The 24004-nt window shown below is 46.3% G+C and carries 27 protein-coding genes; 19 read left to right on the top strand and 8 right to left on the bottom strand.

Annotated features, from left to right (window positions below; genetic code table 11):
* Positions 1-98: 98 nt before the first annotated feature.
* A complete protein-coding gene (locus tag W04_RS15055) occupies positions 99-1208 on the top strand; it encodes a glycosyltransferase (protein WP_053911431.1) in 1110 nt (369 codons plus the stop codon).
* Here W04_RS15055 and W04_RS15050 read toward each other — a convergent pair.
* Positions 1203-1928, bottom strand: coding sequence for a 3-deoxy-D-manno-octulosonic acid kinase (locus W04_RS15050; protein WP_053911429.1), 726 nt, complete (start codon positions 1926-1928; stop codon positions 1203-1205). The two genes, W04_RS15055 and W04_RS15050, sit on opposite strands and share 6 nt — an antisense overlap.
* 133 nt (positions 1929-2061) lie before the next feature.
* Between W04_RS15050 and W04_RS15045 the strand changes: the two genes are divergently transcribed.
* The 6 genes from W04_RS15045 (at position 2062) to glpG (ending at position 7248) form a co-directional block, all read left to right on the top strand.
* Entirely contained in the window at positions 2062-3108 is a 1047-nt protein-coding gene (locus W04_RS15045; protein WP_053911428.1) for a glycosyltransferase family 9 protein, read from the top strand.
* The gene (gene gmhB, locus W04_RS15040; RefSeq protein ID WP_053911426.1) at positions 3105-3650 is read left to right on the top strand and encodes a D-glycero-beta-D-manno-heptose 1,7-bisphosphate 7-phosphatase; all 546 of its coding nucleotides are present in this window, start codon (positions 3105-3107) and stop codon (positions 3648-3650) included. The genes W04_RS15045 and gmhB overlap by 4 nt, the downstream gene beginning before the upstream one ends.
* A 173-nt stretch (positions 3651-3823) precedes the next feature.
* Positions 3824-5020, top strand: a complete 1197-nt coding sequence (locus tag W04_RS15035) for a glycine C-acetyltransferase (protein WP_053911424.1) — start codon at positions 3824-3826, stop codon at positions 5018-5020.
* 10 nt (positions 5021-5030) lie between these two features.
* Complete coding sequence (gene tdh, locus W04_RS15030) at positions 5031-6056, top strand: L-threonine 3-dehydrogenase (RefSeq protein ID WP_022946486.1); 1026 nt, start codon at positions 5031-5033, stop codon at positions 6054-6056.
* 56 nt (positions 6057-6112) lie between these two features.
* Complete coding sequence (gene glpE / locus W04_RS15025) at positions 6113-6430, top strand: thiosulfate sulfurtransferase GlpE (RefSeq protein ID WP_053911422.1); 318 nt, start codon at positions 6113-6115, stop codon at positions 6428-6430.
* Complete coding sequence (gene glpG, locus W04_RS15020; protein WP_053911420.1) at positions 6427-7248, top strand: rhomboid family intramembrane serine protease GlpG; 822 nt, start codon at positions 6427-6429, stop codon at positions 7246-7248. Before glpE ends, glpG begins: the two co-directional genes overlap by 4 nt.
* Before the next feature lie 24 nt (positions 7249-7272).
* Here the strand turns inward: glpG and W04_RS15015 are convergent, their stop codons facing one another.
* Entirely contained in the window at positions 7273-7623 is a 351-nt protein-coding gene (locus W04_RS15015) for a flagellar basal body-associated protein FliL (RefSeq protein ID WP_231658170.1), read from the bottom strand.
* Between the two features lie 212 nt (positions 7624-7835).
* Between W04_RS15015 and W04_RS15010 the strand changes: the two genes are divergently transcribed.
* Both W04_RS15010 and ubiA read left to right on the top strand, forming a co-directional pair.
* A complete protein-coding gene (locus W04_RS15010; protein WP_053911419.1) occupies positions 7836-8378 on the top strand; it encodes a chorismate lyase in 543 nt (180 codons plus the stop codon).
* On the top strand, positions 8375-9244 hold the full coding sequence (gene ubiA / locus W04_RS15005; RefSeq protein ID WP_053911417.1) for a 4-hydroxybenzoate octaprenyltransferase: 870 nt from the start codon (positions 8375-8377) through the stop codon (positions 9242-9244). Before W04_RS15010 ends, ubiA begins: the two co-directional genes overlap by 4 nt.
* On the opposite strand, the gene W04_RS15000 is transcribed toward ubiA, so the two are convergent.
* The 4 genes from W04_RS15000 to W04_RS14985 form a co-directional block, all read right to left on the bottom strand.
* Entirely contained in the window at positions 9241-9861 is a 621-nt protein-coding gene (locus W04_RS15000) for a 2OG-Fe(II) oxygenase (protein ID WP_053911415.1), read from the bottom strand. The genes ubiA and W04_RS15000 overlap by 4 nt on opposite strands.
* Positions 9862-10072: 211 nt before the next feature.
* On the bottom strand, positions 10073-10960 hold the full coding sequence (locus W04_RS14995) for a LysR family transcriptional regulator (protein ID WP_022946479.1): 888 nt from the start codon (positions 10958-10960) through the stop codon (positions 10073-10075).
* 141 nt (positions 10961-11101) lie between these two features.
* A complete protein-coding gene (locus W04_RS14990; RefSeq protein WP_053911413.1) occupies positions 11102-12628 on the bottom strand; it encodes a DUF3369 domain-containing protein in 1527 nt (508 codons plus the stop codon).
* A gap of 48 nt (positions 12629-12676) precedes the next feature.
* Positions 12677-13081, bottom strand: a complete 405-nt coding sequence (locus W04_RS14985; protein WP_022946477.1) for a DUF2721 domain-containing protein — start codon at positions 13079-13081, stop codon at positions 12677-12679.
* A gap of 203 nt (positions 13082-13284) precedes the next feature.
* On the opposite strand from W04_RS14985, the gene W04_RS14980 reads away from it, so the two are divergent.
* The 3 genes from W04_RS14980 to W04_RS14970 are packed head-to-tail and all read left to right on the top strand — an operon-like array spanning position 13285 to position 15624.
* Positions 13285-14721 carry a hypothetical protein gene (locus tag W04_RS14980; protein WP_053911411.1) on the top strand — a complete coding sequence of 479 codons (1437 nt, stop codon included), beginning with the start codon at positions 13285-13287 and terminating at the stop codon, positions 14719-14721.
* Positions 14721-15050 carry a DUF2007 domain-containing protein gene (locus W04_RS14975; protein WP_022946475.1) on the top strand — a complete coding sequence of 110 codons (330 nt, stop codon included), beginning with the start codon at positions 14721-14723 and terminating at the stop codon, positions 15048-15050. Before W04_RS14980 ends, W04_RS14975 begins: the two co-directional genes overlap by 1 nt.
* A complete protein-coding gene (locus W04_RS14970; protein WP_053911408.1) occupies positions 15034-15624 on the top strand; it encodes a YjaG family protein in 591 nt (196 codons plus the stop codon). The genes W04_RS14975 and W04_RS14970 overlap by 17 nt, the downstream gene beginning before the upstream one ends.
* Positions 15625-15638: 14 nt before the next feature.
* Here W04_RS14970 and rsmD read toward each other — a convergent pair whose 3' ends face one another.
* Positions 15639-16241 carry a 16S rRNA (guanine(966)-N(2))-methyltransferase RsmD gene (gene rsmD / locus W04_RS14965; protein ID WP_053911406.1) on the bottom strand — a complete coding sequence of 201 codons (603 nt, stop codon included), beginning with the start codon at positions 16239-16241 and terminating at the stop codon, positions 15639-15641.
* Positions 16242-16379: 138 nt separating this feature from the next.
* Here rsmD and ftsY point away from each other — a divergent pair, with 138 nt between their 5' ends.
* The 4 genes from ftsY to rpoH all read left to right on the top strand — a co-directional run bounded on the left by ftsY (position 16380) and on the right by rpoH (position 20702).
* A complete protein-coding gene (gene ftsY / locus W04_RS14960; RefSeq protein ID WP_053911404.1) occupies positions 16380-17816 on the top strand; it encodes a signal recognition particle-docking protein FtsY in 1437 nt (478 codons plus the stop codon).
* 27 nt (positions 17817-17843) lie between these two features.
* Complete coding sequence (gene ftsE, locus W04_RS14955; RefSeq protein WP_022946369.1) at positions 17844-18524, top strand: cell division ATP-binding protein FtsE; 681 nt, start codon at positions 17844-17846, stop codon at positions 18522-18524.
* Positions 18521-19507 carry a permease-like cell division protein FtsX gene (gene ftsX, locus W04_RS14950; RefSeq protein ID WP_022946368.1) on the top strand — a complete coding sequence of 329 codons (987 nt, stop codon included), beginning with the start codon at positions 18521-18523 and terminating at the stop codon, positions 19505-19507. The genes ftsE and ftsX overlap by 4 nt, the downstream gene beginning before the upstream one ends.
* 331 nt (positions 19508-19838) lie before the next feature.
* On the top strand, positions 19839-20702 hold the full coding sequence (gene rpoH / locus W04_RS14945; RefSeq protein WP_053911402.1) for an RNA polymerase sigma factor RpoH: 864 nt from the start codon (positions 19839-19841) through the stop codon (positions 20700-20702).
* Positions 20703-20804: 102 nt separating this feature from the next.
* On the opposite strand, the gene ispB is transcribed toward rpoH, so the two are convergent.
* On the bottom strand, positions 20805-21776 hold the full coding sequence (ispB, locus tag W04_RS14940) for an octaprenyl diphosphate synthase (protein ID WP_053911400.1): 972 nt from the start codon (positions 21774-21776) through the stop codon (positions 20805-20807).
* 344 nt (positions 21777-22120) lie between these two features.
* On the opposite strand from ispB, the gene rplU reads away from it, so the two are divergent.
* The 3 genes from rplU to cgtA all read left to right on the top strand — a co-directional run bounded on the left by rplU (position 22121) and on the right by cgtA (position 23976).
* Positions 22121-22432 (top strand): 50S ribosomal protein L21, encoded by a 312-nt coding sequence (gene rplU, locus W04_RS14935; protein ID WP_022946364.1) that lies wholly within the window; start codon positions 22121-22123, stop codon positions 22430-22432.
* A gap of 17 nt (positions 22433-22449) precedes the next feature.
* Complete coding sequence (rpmA, locus tag W04_RS14930; RefSeq protein ID WP_022946363.1) at positions 22450-22707, top strand: 50S ribosomal protein L27; 258 nt, start codon at positions 22450-22452, stop codon at positions 22705-22707.
* Positions 22708-22818: 111 nt separating this feature from the next.
* Positions 22819-23976, top strand: coding sequence for an Obg family GTPase CgtA (cgtA, locus tag W04_RS14925; protein ID WP_045979625.1), 1158 nt, complete (start codon positions 22819-22821; stop codon positions 23974-23976).
* The last annotated feature ends 28 nt before the right edge of the window (positions 23977-24004 follow it).

Below are 24004 nucleotides of genomic sequence, written 5' to 3'. Positions count from 1 at the left end.
ATTTATTAAATATTCAATACAGCGACCGTGAGGGTATCGAAAACTACATCAACCCCCTATATAATGAGGCGATTAACGCAAGCCAGAATGTGGAGTAAATGGAACATTCCGAGCGCATTAGCCCAATAGCACCAACAAGTGTAAAACGGCTGCTATTCATTCCGGTCTCATCCACTGAAGGTATCGGCGAATATATACGTTCTCTAACCCTAGCCCTGAGTTTAAAGCAGCGCTACGCGGATGCTATTGATGTGCATTTTGCTCTTAATCAGCACACCCAGTACGCCAGTACCTGTCCCTTCAATACCACCTTACTGGCGCAGTCGCCGACAAAAGAAAATACGCGTGTGTGTGCGTTAATCCAAGATTATAAGCCCGATGTCGTGATTTTTGATTGTGCTGGAAGAGCATCGCAGATGCGCAGTGCCCGAGCAGCGGGAGCCCAGGTTGTGTTTATTTCTCAGCACGCTAAAAAGCGCGCCAAAGGGCTCAAGCTAAATCGCGTTGATTGTATTGATAAGCACTGGGTGGTGCAGCCAGACTTTTGCATCGAACCACTAAGTTGGTTGGAACGCCTTAAAATTCGCTGTTTCAACTTAGTTGAGCCAATCAACATAGGCCCTTACTTTGCGCTCCCTGATGCTCAATCAACGCGACAAGTAATGGCCGATAGAGGGATTCAAGCGGGTCAATACGTTGTTGTTAACGCCGGCTCAGGCGGGCACCTCAGTGAGCAAGGAGTCTGTGCCGATGTGTTTTATAAGGCTGCACAAGAGTTAAGTGAGCGCTTAAATATCCCGACGGTGGTCGTATTTGGGGCGAATTACCCTGATGCTTTGCCGGTATCGAGCGATCCCTTGGTGCATGTTGTCGGTGGCTTGAGTAATGCTGAGTTTATTGCTTTACTGGCTAATGCCAAAATGGGTCTGCTGAGTGCCGGCGATGCTTTATTACAAGCGATTGCTTTGCAGCTCCCTTGTGTTGCCGCGCCCGTTTCTAAAGATCAGCCCAAGCGCCTAGCAATGTGCTCTGCACAGGGGGTAGTGCATGCTGCGCCGTTAAATCGTGACAAGCTGACTGCACAAGCGGTAGCACTGCTCAATGATGAACGGCAGTGGGCAAACATACAAAACGCTTTGCAGGGGCGTGCGCAATTGCATAGCCAAGATTTCATTGCCAAGCAATTTCAAGAGTTATTGGCGTTATAGAGCGTTTAGGGTGTTGAGGTAAGCTTGCTCTAAGCGTTGCCAATGGTGTTCTTGCCAATGAAAACTGGGCTGTCGAGCGGCTTCTTTAGCGAAACTACGTTGTAAGCGGGCGATATTCTGCTGCTGCCATTGTTGCTTGGGAATGCGCAGCTCGCCACGGTCAAAATCGATAACATGGGCCTGGTTGTCAGCGCCAAACAAAATATTATTAATATTTAAATCGGCATGATACACCCCGGCTTGGTGGAAGCGAGCAAGGGTGGTGCCGATATGGCTTATCAGCGTATCTTCTAGGGGCGCGGCAACTAGCTTTTCACACAAACTTTGCGCCCCTGGTAGTGCCCGGGTGATAATGTCGCCCCGGTAAATTAAGCCGTTGCGACGAATCATGGCAGCTATGGGTTCAACTACAGGCAGGCCTTGTTCATGAAGTTGGCAGGTGAGAGCGAACTCTTTGTATACTCGGGTGTTGGCTAAACCAGTATAAAAATACTGATCGCTCAGCACCTTACCAATCAATCCGCCGCGCCAGTAGTGGCGAAGCACTGCCCGCAAACCCTGATGTTCGAAAAAATAGGTGGTTGCTCGGCCGCTTTTTTGTGCATAGACCTTATTTTGCTTTAACCAAAACGTCGGCTCGAACCAATTTTCCTGCACAGATTGCGCTGGGTATTTGTACGTTAATAGCGTGTGCTTGGAAGAAAGTGGGCGAGTATGCATGAGTGTTACAAGGCAAACAAAATAATGGCGCTAGTGTAGCTGCTTTTGGAGTCAGGTTAAACCGCTTCACGCTTGCATTGCGCTGGGGTTGCTTTACCATTTGCGAAGATTAATTGCTATTAGGAAATACCGCGTGCCACTAGAGTCTGTGCAATCCATTTGTATCCTTCGTTTGTCTGCGATTGGCGATGTGTGTCATGCCGTCAGTGCCGTGCAAGCTATTCAAAAAGTGCACCCTAATGCCAAGATTACCTGGGTGATTGGCAAGGTTGAGGCCATGCTGTTGCAAGGATTGCCGGGGGTAGAGCTGGTGGTGTTTGATAAAAAGCAGGGAAGGGCAGCTTTTAAAGCTTTAAAGCAACGCTTCAAAGGCCAGCGCTTTGACGTGTTATTGAACATGCAAGTGGCTTTTAGAGCGGGCTTGGTTAGCCGTTGTATTCCAGCGAGGGTGAAAATCGGTTTCGATAAAGCACGCTCAAAAGAACTGCACAGCTTATTCATTAATAAACGCATCGACGCTAAGAGTGAACCTCATGTGCTCGAAGGCTTTATGCAATTTGCCGAGCAATTAGGGGTGCAAGATTTTACCCCGCACTGGCAGTTGCCCTTGAGCGGGGCAGATAAAGCCAAAGCCGTTGAGCTGGTGGGCGACAATGGCGATCCGTTATTGGTGATAAGCCCTGCGGCAAGTAAAGCAGAGCGTAATTGGCTACCTGAACGTTATGCTGCTGTTGCTAAGTATGCGGCGAGTAAAGGTTTCAAGGTGGCACTCACCGGCGGCCCGACCGGCATGGAGCGCGCTTTAGCCGCTGATATTATCAGCCAGTGCGATTTTGAGGTGAATAACTTGGTGGGCCAAACCTCGCTTAAAGAGCTGACCTGCGTGTTGGCTTTGGCCACTGTGGTACTGGCTCCCGATACCGGTCCGGCGCATATGGCAACGACCCAAGGCACACCCGTTATTGGCTTATATGCGCACTCAAACCCGAAGCGCACCGGGCCCTACCTATCGCAGCAGTACGTAGTGGAAAGCTATTTTGACGCAGTTAAAGAACAGCATGGTAAGCCTGCTGAGCAGTTACCTTGGGGCACGCGAGTTAAAGGTGAGCTAATGCATCGCATTAGTGTTGAAGCTGTGACCGCGATGTTTGATAAAGTTGTACACGAGCACCGATTATGAGCAATAAAGCCGTTTTTTTAGACCGCGATGGCGTTATTAATGTCGACCATGCCTATGTCCACAAACCCGAAGACTTTGAATTTATTGATGGCGTATTTGCCGCCTGTCGTAGCTTTCAACAGCGTGGCTATCGACTGATTATTGTCACGAATCAATCGGGTATTGCCCGCGGCTATTACAGCGAACAACAATTTGCTGAACTTACTACGTGGATGAAAGAGCAGTTTTTACAGCATGATGTGCGCATTGATGAGGTGTACTACTGTCCTCATCACCCCACTAAGGGGATAGGCGACTACCGTCAGCAGTGTACTTGTCGTAAGCCTGAGCCGGGCATGTTGCAACGCGGCATTGCTGCGTTTAACCTCGACCCCGAGCACTGTGTCATGGTCGGCGACAAACATGGCGATATCCAAGCTGCACAGCGCTGTGGCATTGGCACTAAAGTGTTGGTGCGTAGCGGCCAAAAGTTTGACCAAAAGGCGCAAAGTGATGCTGATTACACCTGCGACTCGCTCGCTGATGTGCCTGCACTGCTGTGAGGGAATCTTTACATCCGGTATGGGTTACCACGCTGTGCTGTGGTCCAACCGCGTGTACAAACAATGCAATTGTACGTGTAACCTTTTACAATACCCCTAACTTTGTTTAACAAGCGAACCTACCCACGTCTTTGACGTAGCATGGGTCCCCCGTTCAAGTATTGGAGAAATCTATGAGAGCCTCTGCGTTTTATACTCAACTGCAAGCGCAAATCGAGCAAGTCAAAGCCGATGGTCTATACAAAAGCGAGCGCATTATTACCTCGCAGCAACAGGCTGAAATTGACGTTGCCAGCGGCGATAAAGTGATTAACTTTTGTGCCAATAACTACCTTGGTTTAGCGAATCATCCAGAGCTTATTAAAGCAGCGCAACAAGGCTTGAACGACCATGGTTTCGGTGTTGCTTCCGTGCGTTTTATCTGTGGTACGCAAGACATTCACAAAACCCTTGAAAGCAAAATCAGTGACTTTCTACAAACCGAAGACACCATTCTTTACTCTTCTTGTTTTGACGCTAATGCGGGTCTTTTTGAGACCATTCTTGGCCCTGAAGACGCCATTGTTTCCGATGCCCTAAACCATGCCTCAATTATCGACGGTGTGCGTCTATGTAAAGCAAAGCGTTTCCGCTATGCCAACAATGATATGGCCGACCTTGAGCAGCAACTGATTGCCGCTGATGAAGCAGGTGCTAAAACCAAGCTGATTGCCACTGACGGCGTGTTCTCGATGGATGGCGTAATTTGTAACCTTGAAGCGCTGTGTGATTTGGCTGATAAGTACGATGCCCTCGTTATGGTCGATGACTCTCATGCTGTAGGCTTTGTTGGTGAAAATGGCCGTGGTACGCCTGAGTACTGTGGCGTGTTAGACCGTGTCGATATTATCACTGGCACCTTAGGTAAAGCCTTAGGCGGCGCATCAGGCGGTTATACCTCAGGTAAGAAAGAAATCGTCGAGTGGCTACGCCAACGCTCACGTCCTTATTTATTCTCGAACTCGCTGGCGCCATCCATTGTGACTGCGTCAATAAAAGTGCTGGATATGCTGGCTGATGGCAAAGAGTTGCGCGATACTTTATGGTCCAATGCGGCTTACTTCCGTGAGCAAATGGAAGCGGCGGGTTTCACTTGTGCTGGTAAAGATCATGCCATTATTCCTGTGATGTTAGGAGATGCCAAGCTCGCTGGGCAAATGGCCGATAAACTACTGGCTGAAGGCATTTATGTCACCGGGTTCTCATTCCCAGTGGTGCCAAAAGGGCAGGCGCGTATTCGTACCCAAATCTCTGCTGCACACAGCAAAGCGCAACTCGACAAAGCCATTGATGCCTTTATTCGTATCGGCAAAGAGTTGGGCGTAATTTAGGAGCGCAGTGATGAAAGCATTATCAAAATTAAAGGCTGAAACTGGGATTTGGATGACTGATGCGCCAAAACCGGAAGTGGGCCATAACGATTTATTGATTAAAATTCGTAAAACCGCTATTTGCGGCACCGATGTGCATATCTACAACTGGGATGAGTGGGCGCAAAATACCATTCCAGTGCCTATGGTGGTAGGTCATGAGTATGTCGGTGAGGTTGTCGATATGGGCCAGGAAGTGCGTGGCTTTGAAGTGGGTGACCGGGTTTCTGGTGAAGGTCATATTACCTGTGGTCATTGCCGTAATTGTCGCGCCGGGCGTGTACATTTGTGTCGTAATACCACAGGTGTGGGCGTTAACCGTGAAGGTAGCTTTGCGGAATACTTGGTTATTCCAGCGTTCAATGCCTTTAAGATCCCCGATAATATCTCCGATGAGCTGGCCTCTATTTTTGACCCGTTTGGCAACGCTGTACACACTGCTTTGTCGTTCGATTTGGTCGGTGAAGATGTATTGATCACCGGCGCAGGCCCGATTGGTATTATGGCTGCAGCTGTAGCTAAGCACGTTGGCGCACGCAATGTGGTGATCACCGACATCAACGAGTACCGCCTTGATTTGGCCCGTAAGATGGGCGCTACACGGGCTGTTAACGTCAGTGAAGAAAAGCTCGAAGACGTGATGACAGAGCTGGGGATGACAGAGGGCTTTGATGTTGGCTTAGAGATGTCAGGGGTGCCGGTGGCATTCAACTCTATGCTTGATAACATGAACCATGGCGGCAAGATAGCCATGCTGGGTATTCCACCTTCAGATATGGCTGTAGACTGGAACCAAGTTATTTTCAAAGGCTTGGTAATCAAGGGAATTTATGGCCGTGAGATGTTTGAAACCTGGTACAAAATGGCCAGCTTGATTCAGTCAGGTCTTGATATTTCCCCTGTGATCACCCATCAATTCAATATCGATGACTTTCAGCAAGGTTTCGACACGATGTTGTCGGGGCAGTCAGGTAAAGTTATTCTCGATTGGCAGTAAGTAGCCTATGAAGGCGGCTAAGCCGCCTTTTCAGTGTTTAGTAAATTTGGAGTCCCATGGCTTTTAAACATATCTCGGTGTCGCAGACACATGAATTACTAAACGACGATAATGTCGTTATTGCTGATATACGTGACCCGAACAGTTTCGCAAGCGGCCATATTCCTGGTTCCGAGCATTTAAGTAATAGTAATATCGGTGAGTTCATGCTGCATAAGGAGTATGAGCAACCTATTATTGTTGTGTGTTACCACGGTATTAGCTCGCAAGGTGCTGCTGGTTACTTAGCTGAGCAAGGGTTTGATGACGTATACAGTATGGATGGCGGCTTTGACGCCTGGGCGAAACAATTTCCACAATCGGTTGAAAAATGATTGAACTAGGGAGCACCAATAACGTGCGTGCTGCTCAAGGGTTTATTGATTACTTGAGTACTCAAGGGCTGCATGGCGAGCTCAAACCTGCACAGCCGGGGCATGTGATTATTGCTGTTGATCCGGAGCATTTTCATGCTGTTCAGCCGTTATGGAATGAGTTTAAAACAGAGCCGAATCATCCGCGATACAGTGATGCCGCATGGCAAAGCGGGCGTACCGATTCAGGCTTGGTTTACAGTGGCAATAAGCTTAATTTGTGGCAACGCTTTAACGGGCTAAGTTTATTGGTTAAAAGCGTCAGTATTATCAGTGTGATTATCTATGCGCTGTTTTTATTGGGCCAGTTTAGCCATATATTCCCATTGTTACAGTTTAAAGCATCGCAGCCGCTCTCTTGGATAACGCCAGCTGTCGTTCATTTCTCTGCAATTCATTTGATATTTAATGTGCTGTGGTGGTTGACCTTAGGGCCGGCTATCGAACGCCAGACATCGAAACTCACTTTATTGAGTGTGTTTTTACTTGGCTCTTTGGCCAGCGCGTGGGCGCAATATACTATGGTCGGCCCTAATTTCGGTGGTCTCTCAGGTGTTGTGTATGCGCAGGTAGGGTTTTGTTGGATTTATCCTTTGCTAGCGAAAACTAAACCGATGATGACCAAGGCGATGATTGGTTTTCTGCTACTGTGGCTAGTTTTTGGTTTTACCGATACTTTCTTTATGCCTATGGCCAACTGGGCGCATTTAGGCGGTTTAGTCAGCGGTATCGTGTTAGCGCTGGTGATGGCCTTTGGAAGTAATAAAAAAGCGGCTTAAGCCGCTTTTTTATTACTCGTGATGTTAGTGATAAAGGTATTTGGTAAACAGTACATCGCGAATAATATCTTTACCGGTTTCCTGCTTCAGTAAGGTTTTAAGCCGTTCGATGCATTTCTGTCTTATCTCTTCGCGGCCCGTTAAACTTTTGATTTTATCCTCTGGCTCTTGCGATAAGATTTCAACAATGGCGTCACGCAGCAGTGGCATGTGATGTTCAACCACTGAAATATTGCCAACATCTTCTAACATCAGATCGACAGTCACTCGCACATAGCCGAGCTTCTTACTTGATTGGCTAATGTAGTTCGCGACGATATCAGGCTCAAAGCCATAATAACCAACATCTCCCGCCGCCTTTGCGGGGCTGAACATGAGCAGGGTAAAGGCACTGACAAGTAATAGTTTGAGCGCTCGAGGCATAATAATTAGTGTGCTAGTTTTCATCAAGTTATCCATATTTTAGCGCGCTTAGCGATTTATCGTCCAGATTTATTAGTAAAGGGGTTACTGTGCTCTGTGAGAGCTTTTGCCATTAGTGTAGCAGTGGTATGATCGAAGCAATAGTCGAATCAAGGTAGTATGTTTTGCCTGCACACCCTATACCTCTTCGCGCGCAGTGGATAAGCATCGAGCACGCTAAGGTGACTGACACACTAGCCGATTGGCTACTGGAGCCTGGCTCGCTAACGAAGCGTTTAAAATCACAATGCCAACAATTTGCGGTGGAAGTTCTAAGTGAAAAAGTGGTAGCCAGTCGCTTTTGCGATCACGCTGTTTTTAAGCCCCCCAGTACGAATGTGCGTGTGCGTGAAGTGTTGCTGTTTTGCGATAATGAACCTATGGTCTATGCGCAAACCTGGCTTCCTGAACAGCAGTCGCAGCAAGGGGTTGATTTAGCCCATTTGGGCAATAACCCATTGGGCGAAGTGATTTTCCAAGACCCGCAAATCCAACGAGTAGGTATGGAGGTGGCTGATTTCGCTGACAGTCAGAGTCTGGCTGAGCTTACACACTCGTTAAAGCTGCCTAGTGAGCCGCTATGGGGACGCCGTAGTTGCTTCAATTTAACGAACCAACAAATAATGGTGTGCGAGATCTTTTTACCCGGAGCCTATCCTTACCTATGAAACTAGCACCACTTAAGGCGATGCATTGGCCTTACTATAAGCAATTGATGCGTATTGATAAGCCTATCGGCACCTTGCTACTGCTGTGGCCCACTTTTTGGGCTTTGTGGCTTGCTGGTGCAGATTGGCCGCCGGTGAGTCTCGCGGTTATTTTTGCCTTGGGGGTGTTGGTTATGCGTAGCGCAGGGTGCGTGATCAATGACTTTGCCGATCGTAATGTTGATGGTGCGGTGCAGCGCACTCAACAGCGCCCTCTGGCTGCAGGAACCGTGAGTGCCGGTGAGGCGCTGAGCTTATTCGCTTTGCTGGTGGTTATGGCTTTTGCGCTCGTGTTATTACTTAACTGGCAGACGATATTACTGTCATTTGGAGCGCTTGCCTTGGCTGCGTGTTATCCCTTTATGAAACGCTATACCCATTTACCCCAAGTGGTGTTAGGAGCTGCGTTTAGCTGGGCAATTCCAATGGCTTACATGGCCACTATCGAAGCGCTGCCGATATATGCATGGTTACTGTTTTTTGCCAATGTAGTGTGGACTGTGGCGTATGACACCTTATATGCGATGGTGGATAGGGATGATGATGTTAAAATAGGAATCAAATCCACCGCTATCTTATTTGGTCGTTACGACCTTCTGGCGGTGGCTTTATTGGATGCCACCTTTATTGCACTGTTGGCCTATATCGGCTTGGATATGCAACTCTTTTGGCCATTTTGGCTTGGTCTCAGCATTGCTACTATGCTGTTGGTGCGACAGCTTTACTTGTGTCGCCACCGAGAACGAGCCGAGTGTTTCAATGCATTTTTGAATAACCACTATGTCGGCCTAGCCATTTTTATTGGTATTGCCGTTAGCTTGCTTTAATTCGGCGGGTCAACAAAGCCGGCGACAGAATTATTCTTGCGAAACCAGCCAGCGATAGAGAAGCGTGACTGCTTTGCTGGCAATACCTCATGCATAAATAGCTCACTTTCAAACACAACCAGTGTGCCACAGCGAGGGGCTACGCGCCGGGCCACTAATTTGGAGCGCGGTTGATAGATCACTAACTCGCCTCCCTCATCAGGGGTGTTTAGGTAGCAAACCGTAGTAAATACACGGTTCGAGCGCCCCTTAAAAGCATCATAATGCTTTTTATAGAAGTCCCCAGGCTGATAATGGGCAAAGTGGCATTCATAATCGAACAGGCCAAGGAAAAAGTGTCGGTTAATGTGCAGGCGCAATGCTTCCATTAAAGCTAGGTAGTCTTGCTCTGCTTGCGAGTGTCCGCTAAACCACAAAGTTTTGTCTTTTCTTATTTGCTCGTTATGTTGAAACTCTTGGCGGCGGCCGATTCCAGCTGGTGAAAAAGCATCGTATTGTTGTTGCGCTGTATTCAGGAGCTGGCTGGTTAAAGAGCTCGGTAATGCCTGTTCAATCACTGCATAACCGTGCTGATGCACATCATCGATGATCTGTGCAAATAATGGTTCTTGATTCACATGAGGAAATTCAAGTTAAAAGGTGGCTTAGTATACCTTTGAAATGACAAAGCTCTACTGTTTATTGGTGTAAATGTGGGCACATTGATAGTTAAGCCTCGACCGCCTAGTCTTGGCTGCTATTTTTTTGGTTTGGCACTTAAGGAGTGGCAGTAATACTCGCTCAAGTTTGAGCGAGTAGGTAGGTGTATACTTAGAAGCTGTGAAGCAGTTAAGCACTCAAGTGCCGAGCGCTGGCAACTTGTTCAATCACATCTAATAGTTGAATAATGTGCTGTTGCTGCTCCAATTGCTCTTGGGTTTTGACGATTAAACGCGAGTGCGCTTCATCACTGGCTTGTAGACATATAAGGTCATCGTGGTTGTTGATAGCATTTGTATGTTCAATACCGCCAATGGCAATGCTTTGCCCGTTGGTCACCGCGTTTATCACTTCTTCTAAGCTACCTAAACGCAGGCCATTGCCTTTGCGCAGTACGTCGGCAGCCTCTTTTATCATGCTTTGCACATGTTGGCTTTGCGAAAAACAACCAAACAGCGGATAGGCATCAAGGTCATGTAAGGTGACGCTGGCTTTGTGTGCTAAAGGGTGGTTGCGACTTGCAAAGAGTACGAGCTGATCCGGTAGATGGATATCGCTGCCACCGAGGCAGGCGTTTTCTTCACTGACAAAAATATCAATTTCGCCTCGTTTCAGACGAGAATGTAACTCTTGCTGATCTTGTAGCTGCATCTCGATTTTCACTTCAGGATGCTGTGCCATAAACTGACCGCAAGACATTGGCACAATGGAGCTCGCAGAGCTGGTATAGCCAATTACAACACGGTTTTCACTTTTGCCACTGAGTTTGTCGAGTAATTGTTTGGTGCGTGCATATTCATCTAGGGTATTTTGGCAAAAACGTAAAAAAACTTCGCCTTCCTTCGTTAATATGACTGAGCGTGTAGAGCGTGATACTAGTTGATGACCAACTTCCTCTTCCAAAGTTTGAATGCTTCGTGTTAATGCGGAGGTACTAATGTTGGTTTTTTCTGCCGCTTGGCGAAAATGGCGCAAAGAGCCAAGGGCGAGGAATTGTTTAAGTTGTTCGAATCTCACTTTTAATTCCTTTTAAGTAAGTTATTAGGTGTATGGATTGGGGTTAATCCTCCTCAATACTAGTACATTGTACCTGAAATAAAAAGATGTCTTTTGTAACAAATTTTTCAAGTTCATCGTGGGGTTAATTAATAAAAATCATTAGTCGGGGTAGCGGTTTTTTATAGCAATGAATTCATCAATATTTTTGATCATTAATTCGACTAAAGTCGGGTCGAAATGATGCCCTTTTTGTTGTTCTATAAAGTCTATTATATCCTCCATAGGCCAAGCCTTTTTATAACAGCGTTCGCTCCCCAGTGCGTCAAATACGTCTGCCAGAGCCGTAATTCTGCCAACAATGTGAATGGCCTCTTTGGCAAGGCCTTTAGGGTATCCAGAGCCATCCCATTTTTCATGGTGTTGGCCAGCGATTATTGCACCACATTGTAAAATTTCGTTACTGGATCTGTGGAGTATTTCGTAGCCTACTTGTGCATGTTGTTGCATTATTTCCCATTCTTGATCATTGAGCTTTCCGGGCTTATTTAAAATATGATCCGGGATGCTGATTTTGCCAATATCATGTAACGGTGATGCCAGTTTAAGTACTTCAACTTGATAATCACTTAAGCCATAAAGTGTTGCCAATAGATAACTGTAATTAGCCACCCTTTTTACATGAGAACCGGTCTCTTTCGAGCGTTTTTCCACGGCTTCACCGAGAATATACGAAAGCTCTTTTTGCGACTCTCTTACCGTTTCCCGTAATTTTAAGTTGTTGTAAGCCAGCGCTACGTTGTTGGCGAAAAACTCTAGTAATTGATGTTCATGAGTATTCAAGTGGGCGCCGCGATCTACATATAGCATGGTCTCCATGCCATTTTGACCTGGGAAGTAACCGACATAGTTACTATCATTTTTTATTGAACGTTTGCGCTGGTGAGCACTGTGAAAATCTTGGCGCACATTGTGTGGTAGTTTACTAATGTCTGACTCGGGAGGGTGTCCTGAAGCCGCGAGCAATTTAAACTCAGTATCTTCTTGGTTGCTGCTGTAGGTCACCGCAGCACAGTATAGCTCGGCATCTTCTAGGCCCAGTATATGGGAAATGTTATTGAGCACCACGGACGCAAATTGGTGGATGCTGTCACACTTGAGAAACACCGTAGAGGCGTTGATAATGCGCTCTAACCCTTGTTTCTGCCGGTTAATCAATTGAATATCGCGATATCCGCGCAGCGCCGAATAAACCAATGTTTTGAGTTTTATAGCGGTAAGCTCAGTTTTATTTTTGTAGTCGTTAATGTCGTAGTCGCGGATAATCGACTCTTCGGGAGCTTCTCCTGGTTGCCCAGTGCGTAAAATAAGACGGATATCATGGTTATCAATTTGCTCGCGAATATGCTTTATGAGCATCAATCCGGCGTGATTGGTTTCCATAACCACATCGACTAGCGCGACAGCGAAAGTGCTATCTTGTTCCAGTAATTCGATAGCTTCTTGTGCTGAATAGACGTGTGTTAATTCTACATAGCGATGCTCGAACTCAAAGTTAGAGAGCACTAACCGAGTGACATGGTGAATATCTTGGTCGTCATCAACAACAAGTACACGCCAAGGCGGTAAACTAGTTTCTGTTGTTTGTGTTTCTGCATCATCGACTTCGGAAAAAAGATACTCACTCACACTGGGTTCCACCATTTCAGGTCAATGTAACCTGAGTATAGGTGAGATTTATTTCTCTGGTGAGTGAGAATGTTTTCCTATGCTTTCTAATTCAATGGCAATCGCATCACAGGAAATATGTATTTCGTATAAAGAGGTGAGCAAAGAGACCATGAGTGCCACTAAGCTTATGCCAAATAAGGCCGTGCCTAGAGGAGTAAATTCAACAAATAATGCAAACATCGCTAGGGTACACAGTAAAAATGACGCCACCCCCCAAAATTGCATACTGCGGATAAGTCGAATTCGCTTCTTTAAGTTTAATATTTGCTCAATCACGAAGGGCCGGATTTGCTCGCCTTCGCGGGCATTAAGTTCGCGGATCAGTTGTGCCAGTACGAGAAAACGATTGGTGTAGGCTAACAGGAGAAGAGAAATCGCTGGAAAAAGCAGTGCAGGGGTGGTTAATGTCATCATTTTTTCCAATTTTTATGTGTATAATTAGGGAATGTTAACTATGGGCTAGACATTTTTACAAATAACGGGCTTAATGTTAACAATTTGCCGCTCGCCAATTCAAAAGCTAAGGCAAAAGACAAGATTAATCAAGAATATGCGTATGCGTAGAGGGCTCGTGTCGGTGATACGGTGCCGCACGTTGATGCAAAGGGGGAGAGATGGCTATCAACAGTGGTGAATACCATCACAATGAAGTAACGGATAAATTAGCAAGTGACTTCGCACAACGTTGTGCTGATTTGTTCAATGTTGAGCCAGAGCAGTTAAATCAAGCCTTGGCGGCTTCATCCAGTGATCAACAAGTAAATCAACTTGCCGCGCAATTAAGTCAGCAGCTGAGCATTGCTCTCGTTGCAGCGCACCTGGGTCGTGGTGGAGATAGCGCAGAGCTAGACGAATTGCGTAACGAGCTCAGTGCTATTAAAGAGCGCTATGCCAAACAGAATCGTCAGTTACTAGAAGCGCAGCAGGAAAATGCGCAGTATGCCGATGAGCATGTTCAGCTTAAGCAAAAACAACATGAACTGGCGGCGTTAAAGCATCGTTTAACGGAGCTTGAGAGCGATAATTACAATTCGCAAAGTGAGCGCCAAGAGTTATTGGATGCCGTAACAGCGTTGCGAGAGGAAAAAACACGGTTGGAGCAAGACAACCAATCGTTGAAGCAGGCGCTTGAGAGCCAACGTCAAAGCAATATGGCGTGGCAAGAAAAACTGCAAGAAGTGTCTTCGCAACAGCAAGGTAACGAGCAGCTCGAACAACAGCTTACTGATCTGCAAAAAGAAAATGAAGCCGTTGCAGAGCAACTTGCTCACTACGAACAGCTTGTTAGCCGTCAGAATCAGCAACTCTCGGAGCTGTCTGAAAAGCTCAATGAAACAGAGCAGCAAGGTGAAAATCACCAGCTTACTGTTGAGCGCTTACAGCAACTAGGTGAGCAGCTACGTGAACAGCTCAGCGAGGAACAAGCTGCGGTTGCTCAACATAAGGAAGAAAATCAGCAACTCATCGAACGTTTAGAGCGCCAAGATGCGAGTAGCGGCGATATGGCTCAGCAAATTGAGCAGTCGCAGCAGAAAATCGAGCAACTTACGGCACAGCTGGGCACCATTGATGAGTTAAAGCAGCAAATGCAAGCGCAAAGCGAGCAGCATGAGCAAGCTCTGCAAGAACAAGCGCAACAGCAACAAGCTCAATTTGAACAGCAGCAGCAACAGTGGCAGGCGCGGTTAGAGGAATTAGAGCAGGGCTTAGCTGAGAAGCAATCGCAAACCGAAGAACTGGATCAACAGAAGCAATCGCTTGCTGAAGAGCTTGAGCAACATAAAGTACGTTGTGAGCAAGAAGAGCAAGAAATTGAAGAGCTGAAGAAGCAAATTCAAGAGCTTACCAATCGCCATCGCGATGAGCGAGAGCGTAATGAGAGCTTGCGTTCACGTATAGATAATGATTCACGACAAGCTCGTCAAGCTTTTGATAGCTTACGCTCTGAGCATATCGAACTCAAAGATGAGCTAGAGCAAGCACAAGAGAAAATGATGGAATACAAATTGAAATTTGACTACGCCCAGAAGCAGCTGCAAAGCGATTCGTAGTGGATTTCAAGTGGGTTAAGGTCTTCGACGCTGAGCACGGCGTCGAGGCCAATATCATTAAAGGTCGCCTACAACATGCTGGTATCGAAAGTCGTTTGACCGGCGAGGCTCTGCAAGGGGCCTTGGGAGAGATCCCTTTCATAGAGGCTGGCGTTGGTGTGTGGGTGTACGATATAAAACTGTCCGCCGCCCAACAAATCTTGTTAGAATATCGACAATCGAAAACATCCGCACAGAAGTGGCAATGCCACCATTGCCAGCAGTGGAACCCTGCAAGCTTTGATCTGTGCTGGTCCTGCATGAAAGAAAAACATGAACAAGCCCAATAACTTTCAGCGTATTCGTGAGTTGAATACGGTGCAAAAGGCTGCGTTAGCGGCAGCCTTAATGGAACGTATGCTTCCTAACTACTCGCTATTCAGTGATGCCCTTGAATTTGGAGATCCCGCAGTACTCAAAAATGCACTCGCTTTATGTTGGGAAAAAATTCTCTTACCAAAAAGCAAGATTAGTATCGAGAAGTTAGTCGAGAAAGTTGAGCCAAATGTGCCAGAAGTGTCTGATTTTGATGTCTTTGGTGTATATCCAGCTATCGATGCGGCAACCGCGCTGCTAACGCTTTTGCATGGCATTCAAAGCAAGGATGAGCAGGAGTACGTCAACGTATGCAAGATTGCTCAAGGTACAGTAGCGCGATTGATTGAGTATCAGTTTGAGTTGGACGAGCAACCTTATCAAGCCAAAGATGTAAACCAACACCCATTAATGGAATACGAGGTTGGGGTGCTAAGTGAGTTAATTGACTTTGTCTCAGCTTTGAATCGCATTGATAAAGACAATGTTAAAGCCTTGCGCCATCTTGCGCTAGAGGATGGGCACACTAACATTGGTGTAGAGATTTAGCCCAACGCCACATATCACATGCGCTGGTATAAGCGTCCCCAAGCTTGCCCAGCGCGTTTTTCCTTTCGTAACTGCCAGTTATCAGGGGCAGTGAAGTCGGCGTTATTCGCCTCCACTTCCACATAAACTAAAGCATCGTCAGCTAGCCAACCATTTTCTTCCAAGGCTTGGGCACATTTATATGCGAGTCCCTTATTAAAAGGTGGGTCAATAAACGCAATATCATACGCCGCACTGCCTGGTTGAGCTAACAGAGTTAACGCATCCCCTTGTTGTACACTCACGTTTAGCATATTAAGGAGTGCCGCGTTATCGTGTAGTTGCTGTGCCGCTTTAGGCTCCAACTCAAACAGAGTCACTTGTTTGGCAAATCGTGATTGGGCTTCAAATCCTAAGCTGCCGGCACCTGCAAAGCAGTCTAATACCTGGGCATCACGAATATCCATCATGAGCCAATTAAAAACGGTCTCTTTTACGCGATCTGTGGTTGGTCTTAGGCCTTCAATATCATGTACTGGTAACTTTCTGCCTCTATGTTGACCACCAATAATGCGTATTTGCCCTGTTTTTGTTGTGCGTTTATGCGCGGGTTTTGCGGCTTTTCTGTTGATGGGCATGCATTTACTCACTATATGCTTTTTCCACAGGCTGGGAAAATGGTAATATAACGCGCAATTATAAATAATATTTGTGGCTAACGACAGCTGCTTTAAAAGGCGAGTGCATCGCCATGACTGGAAATATGGTTTCATACAATGGCTAAAAAAAGTAAGTTTCTGTCCTGGTTTGGATTAGGCAAAAAAGAAGAGCAAGCAAAACAAGAAGAACAGGAACGCCTTGCAAAAGAGCAGGCTGAGCGTGAACAGCAGGAGCGCTTAGCTAGAGAACAGGCCGAGCGTGAAGAGCAGGAGCGCTTAGCGAAAGAGCAAGCAGAGCGTGAAGAGCAGGAGCGTTTAGCGAAAGAGCAGGCCGAGCGTGAACAGCAGGAGCGCTTAGCGAAAGAACAAGCAGAACGTGAAGAGCAGGAACGTTTAGCGAAAGAGCAAGCCGAGCGTGAACAGCAGGAGCGCCTAGCGAAAGAGAAAGCCGAGCGTGAAGAGCAGGAGCGTTTAGCGAAAGAACAGGCAGAACGTGAAGAGCAGGAGCGCTTAGCGAAAGAACAAGCAGAACGTAAACAGCAAGAACGTTTAGCGAAAGAGAAAGCAGAGCGTGAAGAACAAGAACGCCTCGCCCAAGAGCAGGCAGAAAAAACGGCCGTAGTTGAGAAAAAGCCAGGATTCTTCTCTCGACTCAAAAAAGGACTATTAAAAACTAAGTCCAACATCGGTTCCGGTTTTGCGTCTATATTTAGCGGCAAAAAAATTGACGATGAATTATTCGAAGAGTTAGAAACACAATTACTAACAGCCGATGTCGGTGTTGATACCACCGTGAAGTTGATTGATAGCCTTACCGATGCAGCAGATCGCAAGCAGCTCAAAGATGGCGAGGCGTTATATGAGCTACTGAAGCAAGAGATGGCAACAATGTTGGCAAGTGCTGAACAGCCATTAAACCTTGAGGGCAAAGATGGACCGTTTGTCATACTTATGGTCGGTGTTAACGGTGTCGGTAAAACCACCACTATAGGTAAGCTTGCTAAACAGTATCAACAACAAGGGAAGTCGGTAATGCTTGCCGCAGGGGATACCTTCCGTGCCGCAGCGGTGGAACAACTGCAGGTGTGGGGAGAGCGTAATGATATTCCCGTTATCGCGCAGCATACCGGAGCTGATAGCGCTTCTGTGGTCTTTGATGCTTTCCAAGCTGCAAAGGCGCGCAATGTTGATGTGCTGATTGCTGACACCGCCGGGCGCTTGCAAAATAAAGACAATCTAATGCAAGAGCTTGAAAAAATAGCGCGAGTGATGAAAAAAATAGACCCTGAAGCGCCCCATGAAGTGATGTTGACCATTGATGCGGGAACAGGTCAAAATGCGATAAGCCAAGTAAAACTATTTGATCAGGCCGTTGGTTTGACCGGGATCACTTTGACTAAACTAGATGGTACGGCGAAAGGGGGAGTCATATTCGCCATAGCCGATCAGTTTAAAACACCTATTCGTTATATTGGTGTGGGTGAAAGCATCGATGACTTGCGCACTTTCAAAAGTGATGACTTTATAGAGGCGCTGTTTAGCAACGAACAATAATTACCCTAACATTGGGAAATAATAACAATGATAAAGTTCCAAGAGGTCAGTAAAACCTATCCGGGGGGGCATCGAGCCTTAGAGAAAATCAGCTTTCATATCGAAAAAGGAGAGTTGGCTTTTCTCACCGGGCACAGTGGCGCCGGTAAGAGTACACTGCTTAAGCTTATTAGCTTAATGGAGCGCCCTTCAGCTGGTAAAGTCGCCATTAATGGCGTAGACCTCGCTGCTATCAAAGCAAAGCAAATTCCATTTGTGCGCCGCGATATAGGTATTATTTTTCAAAATCATCGACTTCTTGAACGTTACTCCGTTTTTGATAATGTCGCGTTACCGCTGATTATTGAAGGGGCCCATCGCAAACAATTAGAAAAGCGTGTCTATGCTGCGTTGGATAAAGTGGGGCTCAGTGATAAAGCCCGCTGTAACCCAACAACTCTCTCTGGGGGTGAACAACAACGGGTGGGCATAGCCCGCGCAATCGTTAACTCCCCACCTTTGTTGCTCGCGGATGAGCCCACGGGTAACTTAGACCCTGAGTTATCGATGGAAATTCTGCAATTATTTGAAGACTTTAACCGCCATGGTACTTCTGTGCTTATCGCCACTCACGACCTTGGTTTAATAGCGCGGATGAAATATCGTAGCCTGACGCTTAAAGAAGGCCGTCTGCTCAGTGATCCACTGGCTCAGGAGGCGCTCTCATGAGTCTATTATTTAAAGGTCGGGAAACTGATTATCAGCGCAAAGGCCACTCGCCCGTTGCACGCATGTACTTCGGTATTATTAATACGATTCGTCAAGGGGTGCAGAGCTTAGGGGAGATGTGGCGTACACCCACCGCATCAATGATGACAATCCTCGTACTGGGACTAAGTTTAACCTTACCTTCTACTTTGTACTTAGTCGTTAAAAATGTACAGAAAGTCAGTAGTGGCTTTGATAATGCAGCGGAGATTTCCTTATTTGTTAAAGAACAAATGTCGGAGCAACAAACACAAAGTTTGGTAAAACGTTTGGCGCTCTATAAAGAAGTTGAAGAAGTGCGCTTTATTAGCAAGCGCCAAGCGCTAGAAGAGTTTAAACAGGTGTCTGGCTTTGCTAATGCGTTAGATTATTTGGATGACAACCCTTTGCCTGATGTGGTGCTGGTCACTCCGGGTGAACGCTACCGTAATGCAGATGCTGCTAATGCGCTACTAGATAAATTACAACAAGAGCGAGAGGTCGACTTTGGCAAGTTGGATATCGAGTGGCTGGAGCGTCTAAATGCAATTTTGAATCTTCTTAAGGAAAGCGTGATCACTATTGCCCTATTATTACTCACTTCTGTCATTCTTATTATTGGCAATACCATTCGCTTGTCTATTATTGATAAGCGCAGTGAAATTCAAGTAATGAAATTAGTTGGTGCTACCAACGGCTTTATTCAAGCTCCGTTCTTATGGACAGGCATCTGGTATGGCATTATTGGCGGCTTTGTGGCGCTAATTTGCAATCTGCTGATGATGTGGTGGCTAGAGTCGGCCGTTGTGCAAGTGACCGGAATATATCAGTCGAACTTCATTCTAGAAGGGCTCGATGCGAACGAATTCCTCATTCTTATTGGCCTAGCGGTGATCTTAGGATTTAGTGGTTCGTACTTATCTGTGCGTCGGTACATTAAGGAAATTGAACCGGATAAAGTTTAATGGGCTGGCACCGCTTGTAAGCACGGTTGTTTCATCAAGTGATGCTCACAGCTTTGCTTGTGGCAAGTGCGTGAGGCAGTGCTATAGTTCACTTCTAATTCAGGGCTTCTTTGCTAGGTTGAATTTAAAAGTTGTTGTTATTCTTTTGTCATCTTTCTTAGTTACAATTGAACATCTCAACTTATTTTCCTTTTTTATCATTAAGTTAAAGCGCATTAAGAAGATTTGTAGAACTTCTTGATATGCATAAGGTCAAAGGTTACAATGCGATTAGCACTCTCGGTTAAAGAGTGCTAAATTAAATGGACAGATTGATCACCCGAGGTGAAAAATGAGCACGAATTTAAATGCAATGGCATTAACGGTTGGCCAACAAAGCGCGAGCATCGAAGGATATTTGCAGGCTGTTAGCACCATCCCAATGCTCGAGGCCGAGGAAGAACGTCGGTTAGCGACTCGATTACAGCAAGAAGGCGATCTAGAGGCTGCAAAGCACCTGATTATGTCGCATCTGCGTTTTGTCGCCCATATTGCCAAAAGTTACAGTGGTTATGGTTTGCCACAATCAGACCTAATCCAAGAGGGCAACATTGGCCTTATGAAAGCAGTTAAACGTTTCGATCCCAGTGTGGGAGTGCGTTTGGTGTCTTTTGCCGTACACTGGATCAAAGCTGAAATCCATGAATATGTGCTTAAAAACTGGCGCATCGTAAAAGTTGCGACCACTAAAGCGCAGCGTAAACTGTTCTTTAATCTACGCAAAAACAAAAAGCGTCTAGGTTGGTTTAACCAAGAAGAGGTGGCTACAGTGGCCAGCGAGCTAGGCGTTAGTGAAAAAGAAGTACGTGAAATGGAATCACGTATGAGCGGCCAAGATATGGGCTTCGATTTAAGTGCTGACGAAGATGATAGCAGTGTCGGGCAAAGCTATTCGCCAGTGCAATATTTAACTGACAACGCTTCGGATTTAGCCGAAAGTGTAGAGCAGGAGCAATGGCAAGAGCAATCTCATGCACGCTTATTCTCAGCACTGAAAACGCTGGACGATCGTTCGCAGGATATCGTTACATCGCGTTGGCTTGCAGATGAGAAAGCGACACTACAAGAGTTGGCACAAAAATATGAAGTGTCAGCAGAGCGTGTACGCCAGCTAGAAAAAACGGCGATGAAAAAGCTGCAAAATGCGATGGCATAAGTAGTAATACCGTGCTCAAAAAAGGCCAGCTTAGCTGGCCTTTTTCGATCTAAGTAATCTTTTATCAAAGCACTACTTATAGTGTGTTTTTACTTGCACCTATTAATGGTCGCGTTTGACTGCGATATTCGCTAAGGCAACAAGCGCCTCTTTCTCTGCGCTTTCAGGCAAAAAATCCAATGCCGAAATGGCTCTGTCGGCTTCTTGTTGAGCGCGCTGCATAGTGAAATCAAGCGCTTTGGTTTGTGTTAATGTTGCCAAGATATCATCGAGGTAATCTAAGCCATTTCCTTGCTCTATTGCTTCGCGTATTTGTTGTTTCTGCGCCGCTTCGCCATGCTGCATAGCATAAATTAATGGTAACGTCGGCTTACCCTCAGCTAAGTCGTCACCAATGTTTTTGCCCAGCGTGTGGGCGTCGGCGCTGTAATCCAACACATCATCAACGAGCTGGAAAGCGGTACCGAGGTGCATACCGTACAAGCGCATTGCTTCTTCAACGTGTGCATCTTGTTCAGTGATCACTGCCGCTAATTGAGTGGCTGCTTCGAACAGTTTAGCGGTCTTCGAATAGATGACCTGCATATAGCTTTGTTCGGTGGTATCTGGGTCGTTACAGTTCATTAGCTGTAGAACCTCGCCCTCGGCGATAACATTGGTGGCATCGGCCAAGATATCCATGATCCGCATTTGCCCTAACCCGACCATGAGCTGAAAAGAGCGGGTGTAGATAAAATCCCCTACAAGTACGCTGGCTGCGTTACCAAATTCGGCATTAGCGGTAGGTTCGCCGCGACGTAAGTCAGATTCGTCTACCACGTCATCATGTAATAAGGTCGCCGTATGGATAAACTCAACGATAGTCGCTAGGGTGACATGTTTATCGCCTTGGTAACCTAAGGCCCGGGCTGCGAGCAGCGCTAACATGGGGCGTACGCGTTTGCCGCCACTATTTACTATGTATAAACCAAGCTGGTTAACCAGTGCGACGTCAGATTGCATCTGCGCATGTATTAACTGATTGACGCTGTTCATATCGTCAGCGATAAGCGTCTGGATAGCTTTTATATCCATTTAACTCCGTGCCCACTGTCGGTTGTTCAAGGAAATGCGCGATGAATTGTACATGAATTTTTGCCATTGCTCGACACTTTCCCAGCAAAGCATCATTTTTATAAGCTTTAGCAGTAAAAATAAGCCAAAGCTAAAAAAAGTGATTAAAAACTGCTTAATCTGCTTGGCAACGGGCTAAAAACAGATAGAATAAGGAAAATTTTTTTCATGTCCTCATCGACGCCATTTTTTCAAGTTTTTATTGAAAAAACAGCTTGTCAAGCCGGGCGTTTTAGCGTAGACTTCGCGCCCTATTGAAGAATATTTAGTTGCGTCGATTTGAGGGCGCACAGACGGAGTTAATTATGTACGCGGTTTTCCAAAGTGGTGGTAAACAGCACCGTGTGACTGAAGGTCAAACAATTCGTCTAGAGAAACTAGACGTAGAAACTGGTGCAGCGGTTGAATTTGACACAGTACTTTTAGTTGCTGATGGTGAGAAAATCGAGATCGGTACCCCGTTCGTAAACGGTGGTAAAGTAACAGCTGAGGTTGTTTCTCACGGTCGTGGCGAGAAAGTGAAGATTGTTAAGTTTAGACGTCGTAAGCACTCTCGCAAGCAGATGGGCCATCGTCAATGGTTCACTGAAGTTAAAATCACTGGCATTAGCGCTTAATTTAGAGGTACAGAAAGATGGCACATAAGAAGGCAGCTGGTAGTACTCGTAACGGTCGTGATTCAGAAAGTAAACGTCTAGGTGTTAAGCGCTTTGGCGGTGAATCAGTTCTTGCGGGTAACATCATCGTACGTCAACGTGGTACTCGTTTCCACGCGGGTTCAAACGTAGGCATGGGTAAAGACCACACACTATTTGCAACATCAAATGGTAAAGTTCAATTCGAACAAAAAGGTCCCCTAGGTCGCAAATACGTAAGCATCGTTGCTGAATAATCAGTAACCCAGCTTACAGAAAAACCCCGCTTTTGCGGGGTTTTTTGTTTTCAATACATATAAACTTGTATAATACAGGTATTCAATCGCAGATCCGCTAAGTGAAAAATCATGAAATTTGTTGATGAAGTCGAAATCCGTGCAGAAGCTGGCGACGGCGGCAGCGGCGTGGTGTCATTCCGACGCGAAAAATATGTCCCAGACGGCGGCCCTGATGGTGGCGACGGCGGTGATGGTGGCAGTGTCTACTTAGAAGCAGACGAAAACCTTAACACCTTAATTGATTACCAATTCGAGCGTTTTCATCGGGCCCAACGTGGTACCAATGGCCAAAGCCGAAATTGTACAGGTAAAAAAGGTGAAGACCTTACCTTGAAAGTGCCCGTCGGCACGCGAGTCACCGATGTTGATACGCAAGAGGGGTTAGGGGATTTAACCAAGCATGGACAGAAACTACTGGTAGCAAAAGGTGGATTTCATGGCCTTGGTAACACGCGCTTTAAATCAAGCACCAATCGTGCACCACGTCAAAAGACCCTAGGAACACCTGGCGAAGTACGTAATCTCAAGCTTGAATTGATGTTGCTTGCTGATGTGGGATTGTTAGGTTTACCTAATGCCGGTAAGTCGACCTTTATTCGCAGCGTTTCCGCAGCTAAGCCGAAAGTGGCTGATTATCCATTTACGACCTTGATACCTAACCTCGGTGTAGTACGTCCGGCCTCTGGGCAGTCATTTGTTATAGCTGATATTCCAGGGCTTATCGAAGGGGCGTCTGATGGTGCCGGTTTAGGGATACGCTTTTTGAAACACCTAGAGCGTTGCCGAGTGTTATTACACATCATCGATGTGTTGCCTGTTGACGGCTCAGACCCTTTAGACAATGCGTTTGCCATTATTAATGAGCTACACCAATACAGCCCTAAGTTGGCTGACAAGCCGCGCTGGTTAGTCTTTAATAAGATTGACTTACTCGATGAAAGCGAAGTAGATGAGGTATGTAACCGCATTGCTAATGAGCTGGGTGTCGAGCATGATATTTATAAAATCTCAGCGGCGAGCGGCTTGAACACCCAAGCGTTATGCCAAGATATTATGCAACTTCTTGAGTCCATGCCGAAAGAAAAATTCGCGCAAGAGCAAGAACAAGAAGAAGTTGAGTTTAAGTGGGACACCTACCACCGTCATGCCACTAAAGACAGTGATGACGATGATTGGGACGATTGGGATGATGACGACTACGACGTAGAGATCATTTACGAACGTTAACAACTGTTATGAAGGGCGCACTTGCGCC

The sequence above is a fragment of the Pseudoalteromonas sp. SW0106-04 genome, from assembly GCF_001293805.1.
Classification (GTDB): domain Bacteria; phylum Pseudomonadota; class Gammaproteobacteria; order Enterobacterales; family Alteromonadaceae; genus Pseudoalteromonas; species Pseudoalteromonas ruthenica.
This window is presented reverse-complemented; position numbering and strand designations above follow the sequence as displayed.

Coding starts and splice junctions, on each gene's coding strand:
- ispB (WP_053911400.1), bottom strand. CDS start 21,776: ATGGATATAAAAGCTATCCAGACGCTTATCGCTGACGATATGAACAGC.
- W04_RS15055 (WP_053911431.1), top strand. CDS start 99: ATGGAACATTCCGAGCGCATTAGCCCAATAGCACCAACAAGTGTAAAA.
- ftsX (WP_022946368.1), top strand. CDS start 18,521: ATGAGTCTATTATTTAAAGGTCGGGAAACTGATTATCAGCGCAAAGGC.
- W04_RS15035 (WP_053911424.1), top strand. CDS start 3,824: ATGAGAGCCTCTGCGTTTTATACTCAACTGCAAGCGCAAATCGAGCAA.
- rpmA (WP_022946363.1), top strand. CDS start 22,450: ATGGCACATAAGAAGGCAGCTGGTAGTACTCGTAACGGTCGTGATTCA.
- glpG (WP_053911420.1), top strand. CDS start 6,427: ATGATTGAACTAGGGAGCACCAATAACGTGCGTGCTGCTCAAGGGTTT.
- ftsE (WP_022946369.1), top strand. CDS start 17,844: ATGATAAAGTTCCAAGAGGTCAGTAAAACCTATCCGGGGGGGCATCGA.
- W04_RS14980 (WP_053911411.1), top strand. CDS start 13,285: ATGGCTATCAACAGTGGTGAATACCATCACAATGAAGTAACGGATAAA.
- W04_RS15050 (WP_053911429.1), bottom strand. CDS start 1,928: ATGCATACTCGCCCACTTTCTTCCAAGCACACGCTATTAACGTACAAA.
- W04_RS14970 (WP_053911408.1), top strand. CDS start 15,034: ATGAACAAGCCCAATAACTTTCAGCGTATTCGTGAGTTGAATACGGTG.
- ubiA (WP_053911417.1), top strand. CDS start 8,375: ATGAAACTAGCACCACTTAAGGCGATGCATTGGCCTTACTATAAGCAA.
- W04_RS14985 (WP_022946477.1), bottom strand. CDS start 13,081: ATGACATTAACCACCCCTGCACTGCTTTTTCCAGCGATTTCTCTTCTC.
- glpE (WP_053911422.1), top strand. CDS start 6,113: ATGGCTTTTAAACATATCTCGGTGTCGCAGACACATGAATTACTAAAC.
- tdh (WP_022946486.1), top strand. CDS start 5,031: ATGAAAGCATTATCAAAATTAAAGGCTGAAACTGGGATTTGGATGACT.
- rpoH (WP_053911402.1), top strand. CDS start 19,839: ATGAGCACGAATTTAAATGCAATGGCATTAACGGTTGGCCAACAAAGC.
- cgtA (WP_045979625.1), top strand. CDS start 22,819: ATGAAATTTGTTGATGAAGTCGAAATCCGTGCAGAAGCTGGCGACGGC.
- ftsY (WP_053911404.1), top strand. CDS start 16,380: ATGGCTAAAAAAAGTAAGTTTCTGTCCTGGTTTGGATTAGGCAAAAAA.
- rsmD (WP_053911406.1), bottom strand. CDS start 16,241: ATGCCCATCAACAGAAAAGCCGCAAAACCCGCGCATAAACGCACAACA.
- W04_RS15015 (WP_231658170.1), bottom strand. CDS start 7,623: ATGTTCAGCCCCGCAAAGGCGGCGGGAGATGTTGGTTATTATGGCTTT.
- rplU (WP_022946364.1), top strand. CDS start 22,121: ATGTACGCGGTTTTCCAAAGTGGTGGTAAACAGCACCGTGTGACTGAA.
- gmhB (WP_053911426.1), top strand. CDS start 3,105: ATGAGCAATAAAGCCGTTTTTTTAGACCGCGATGGCGTTATTAATGTC.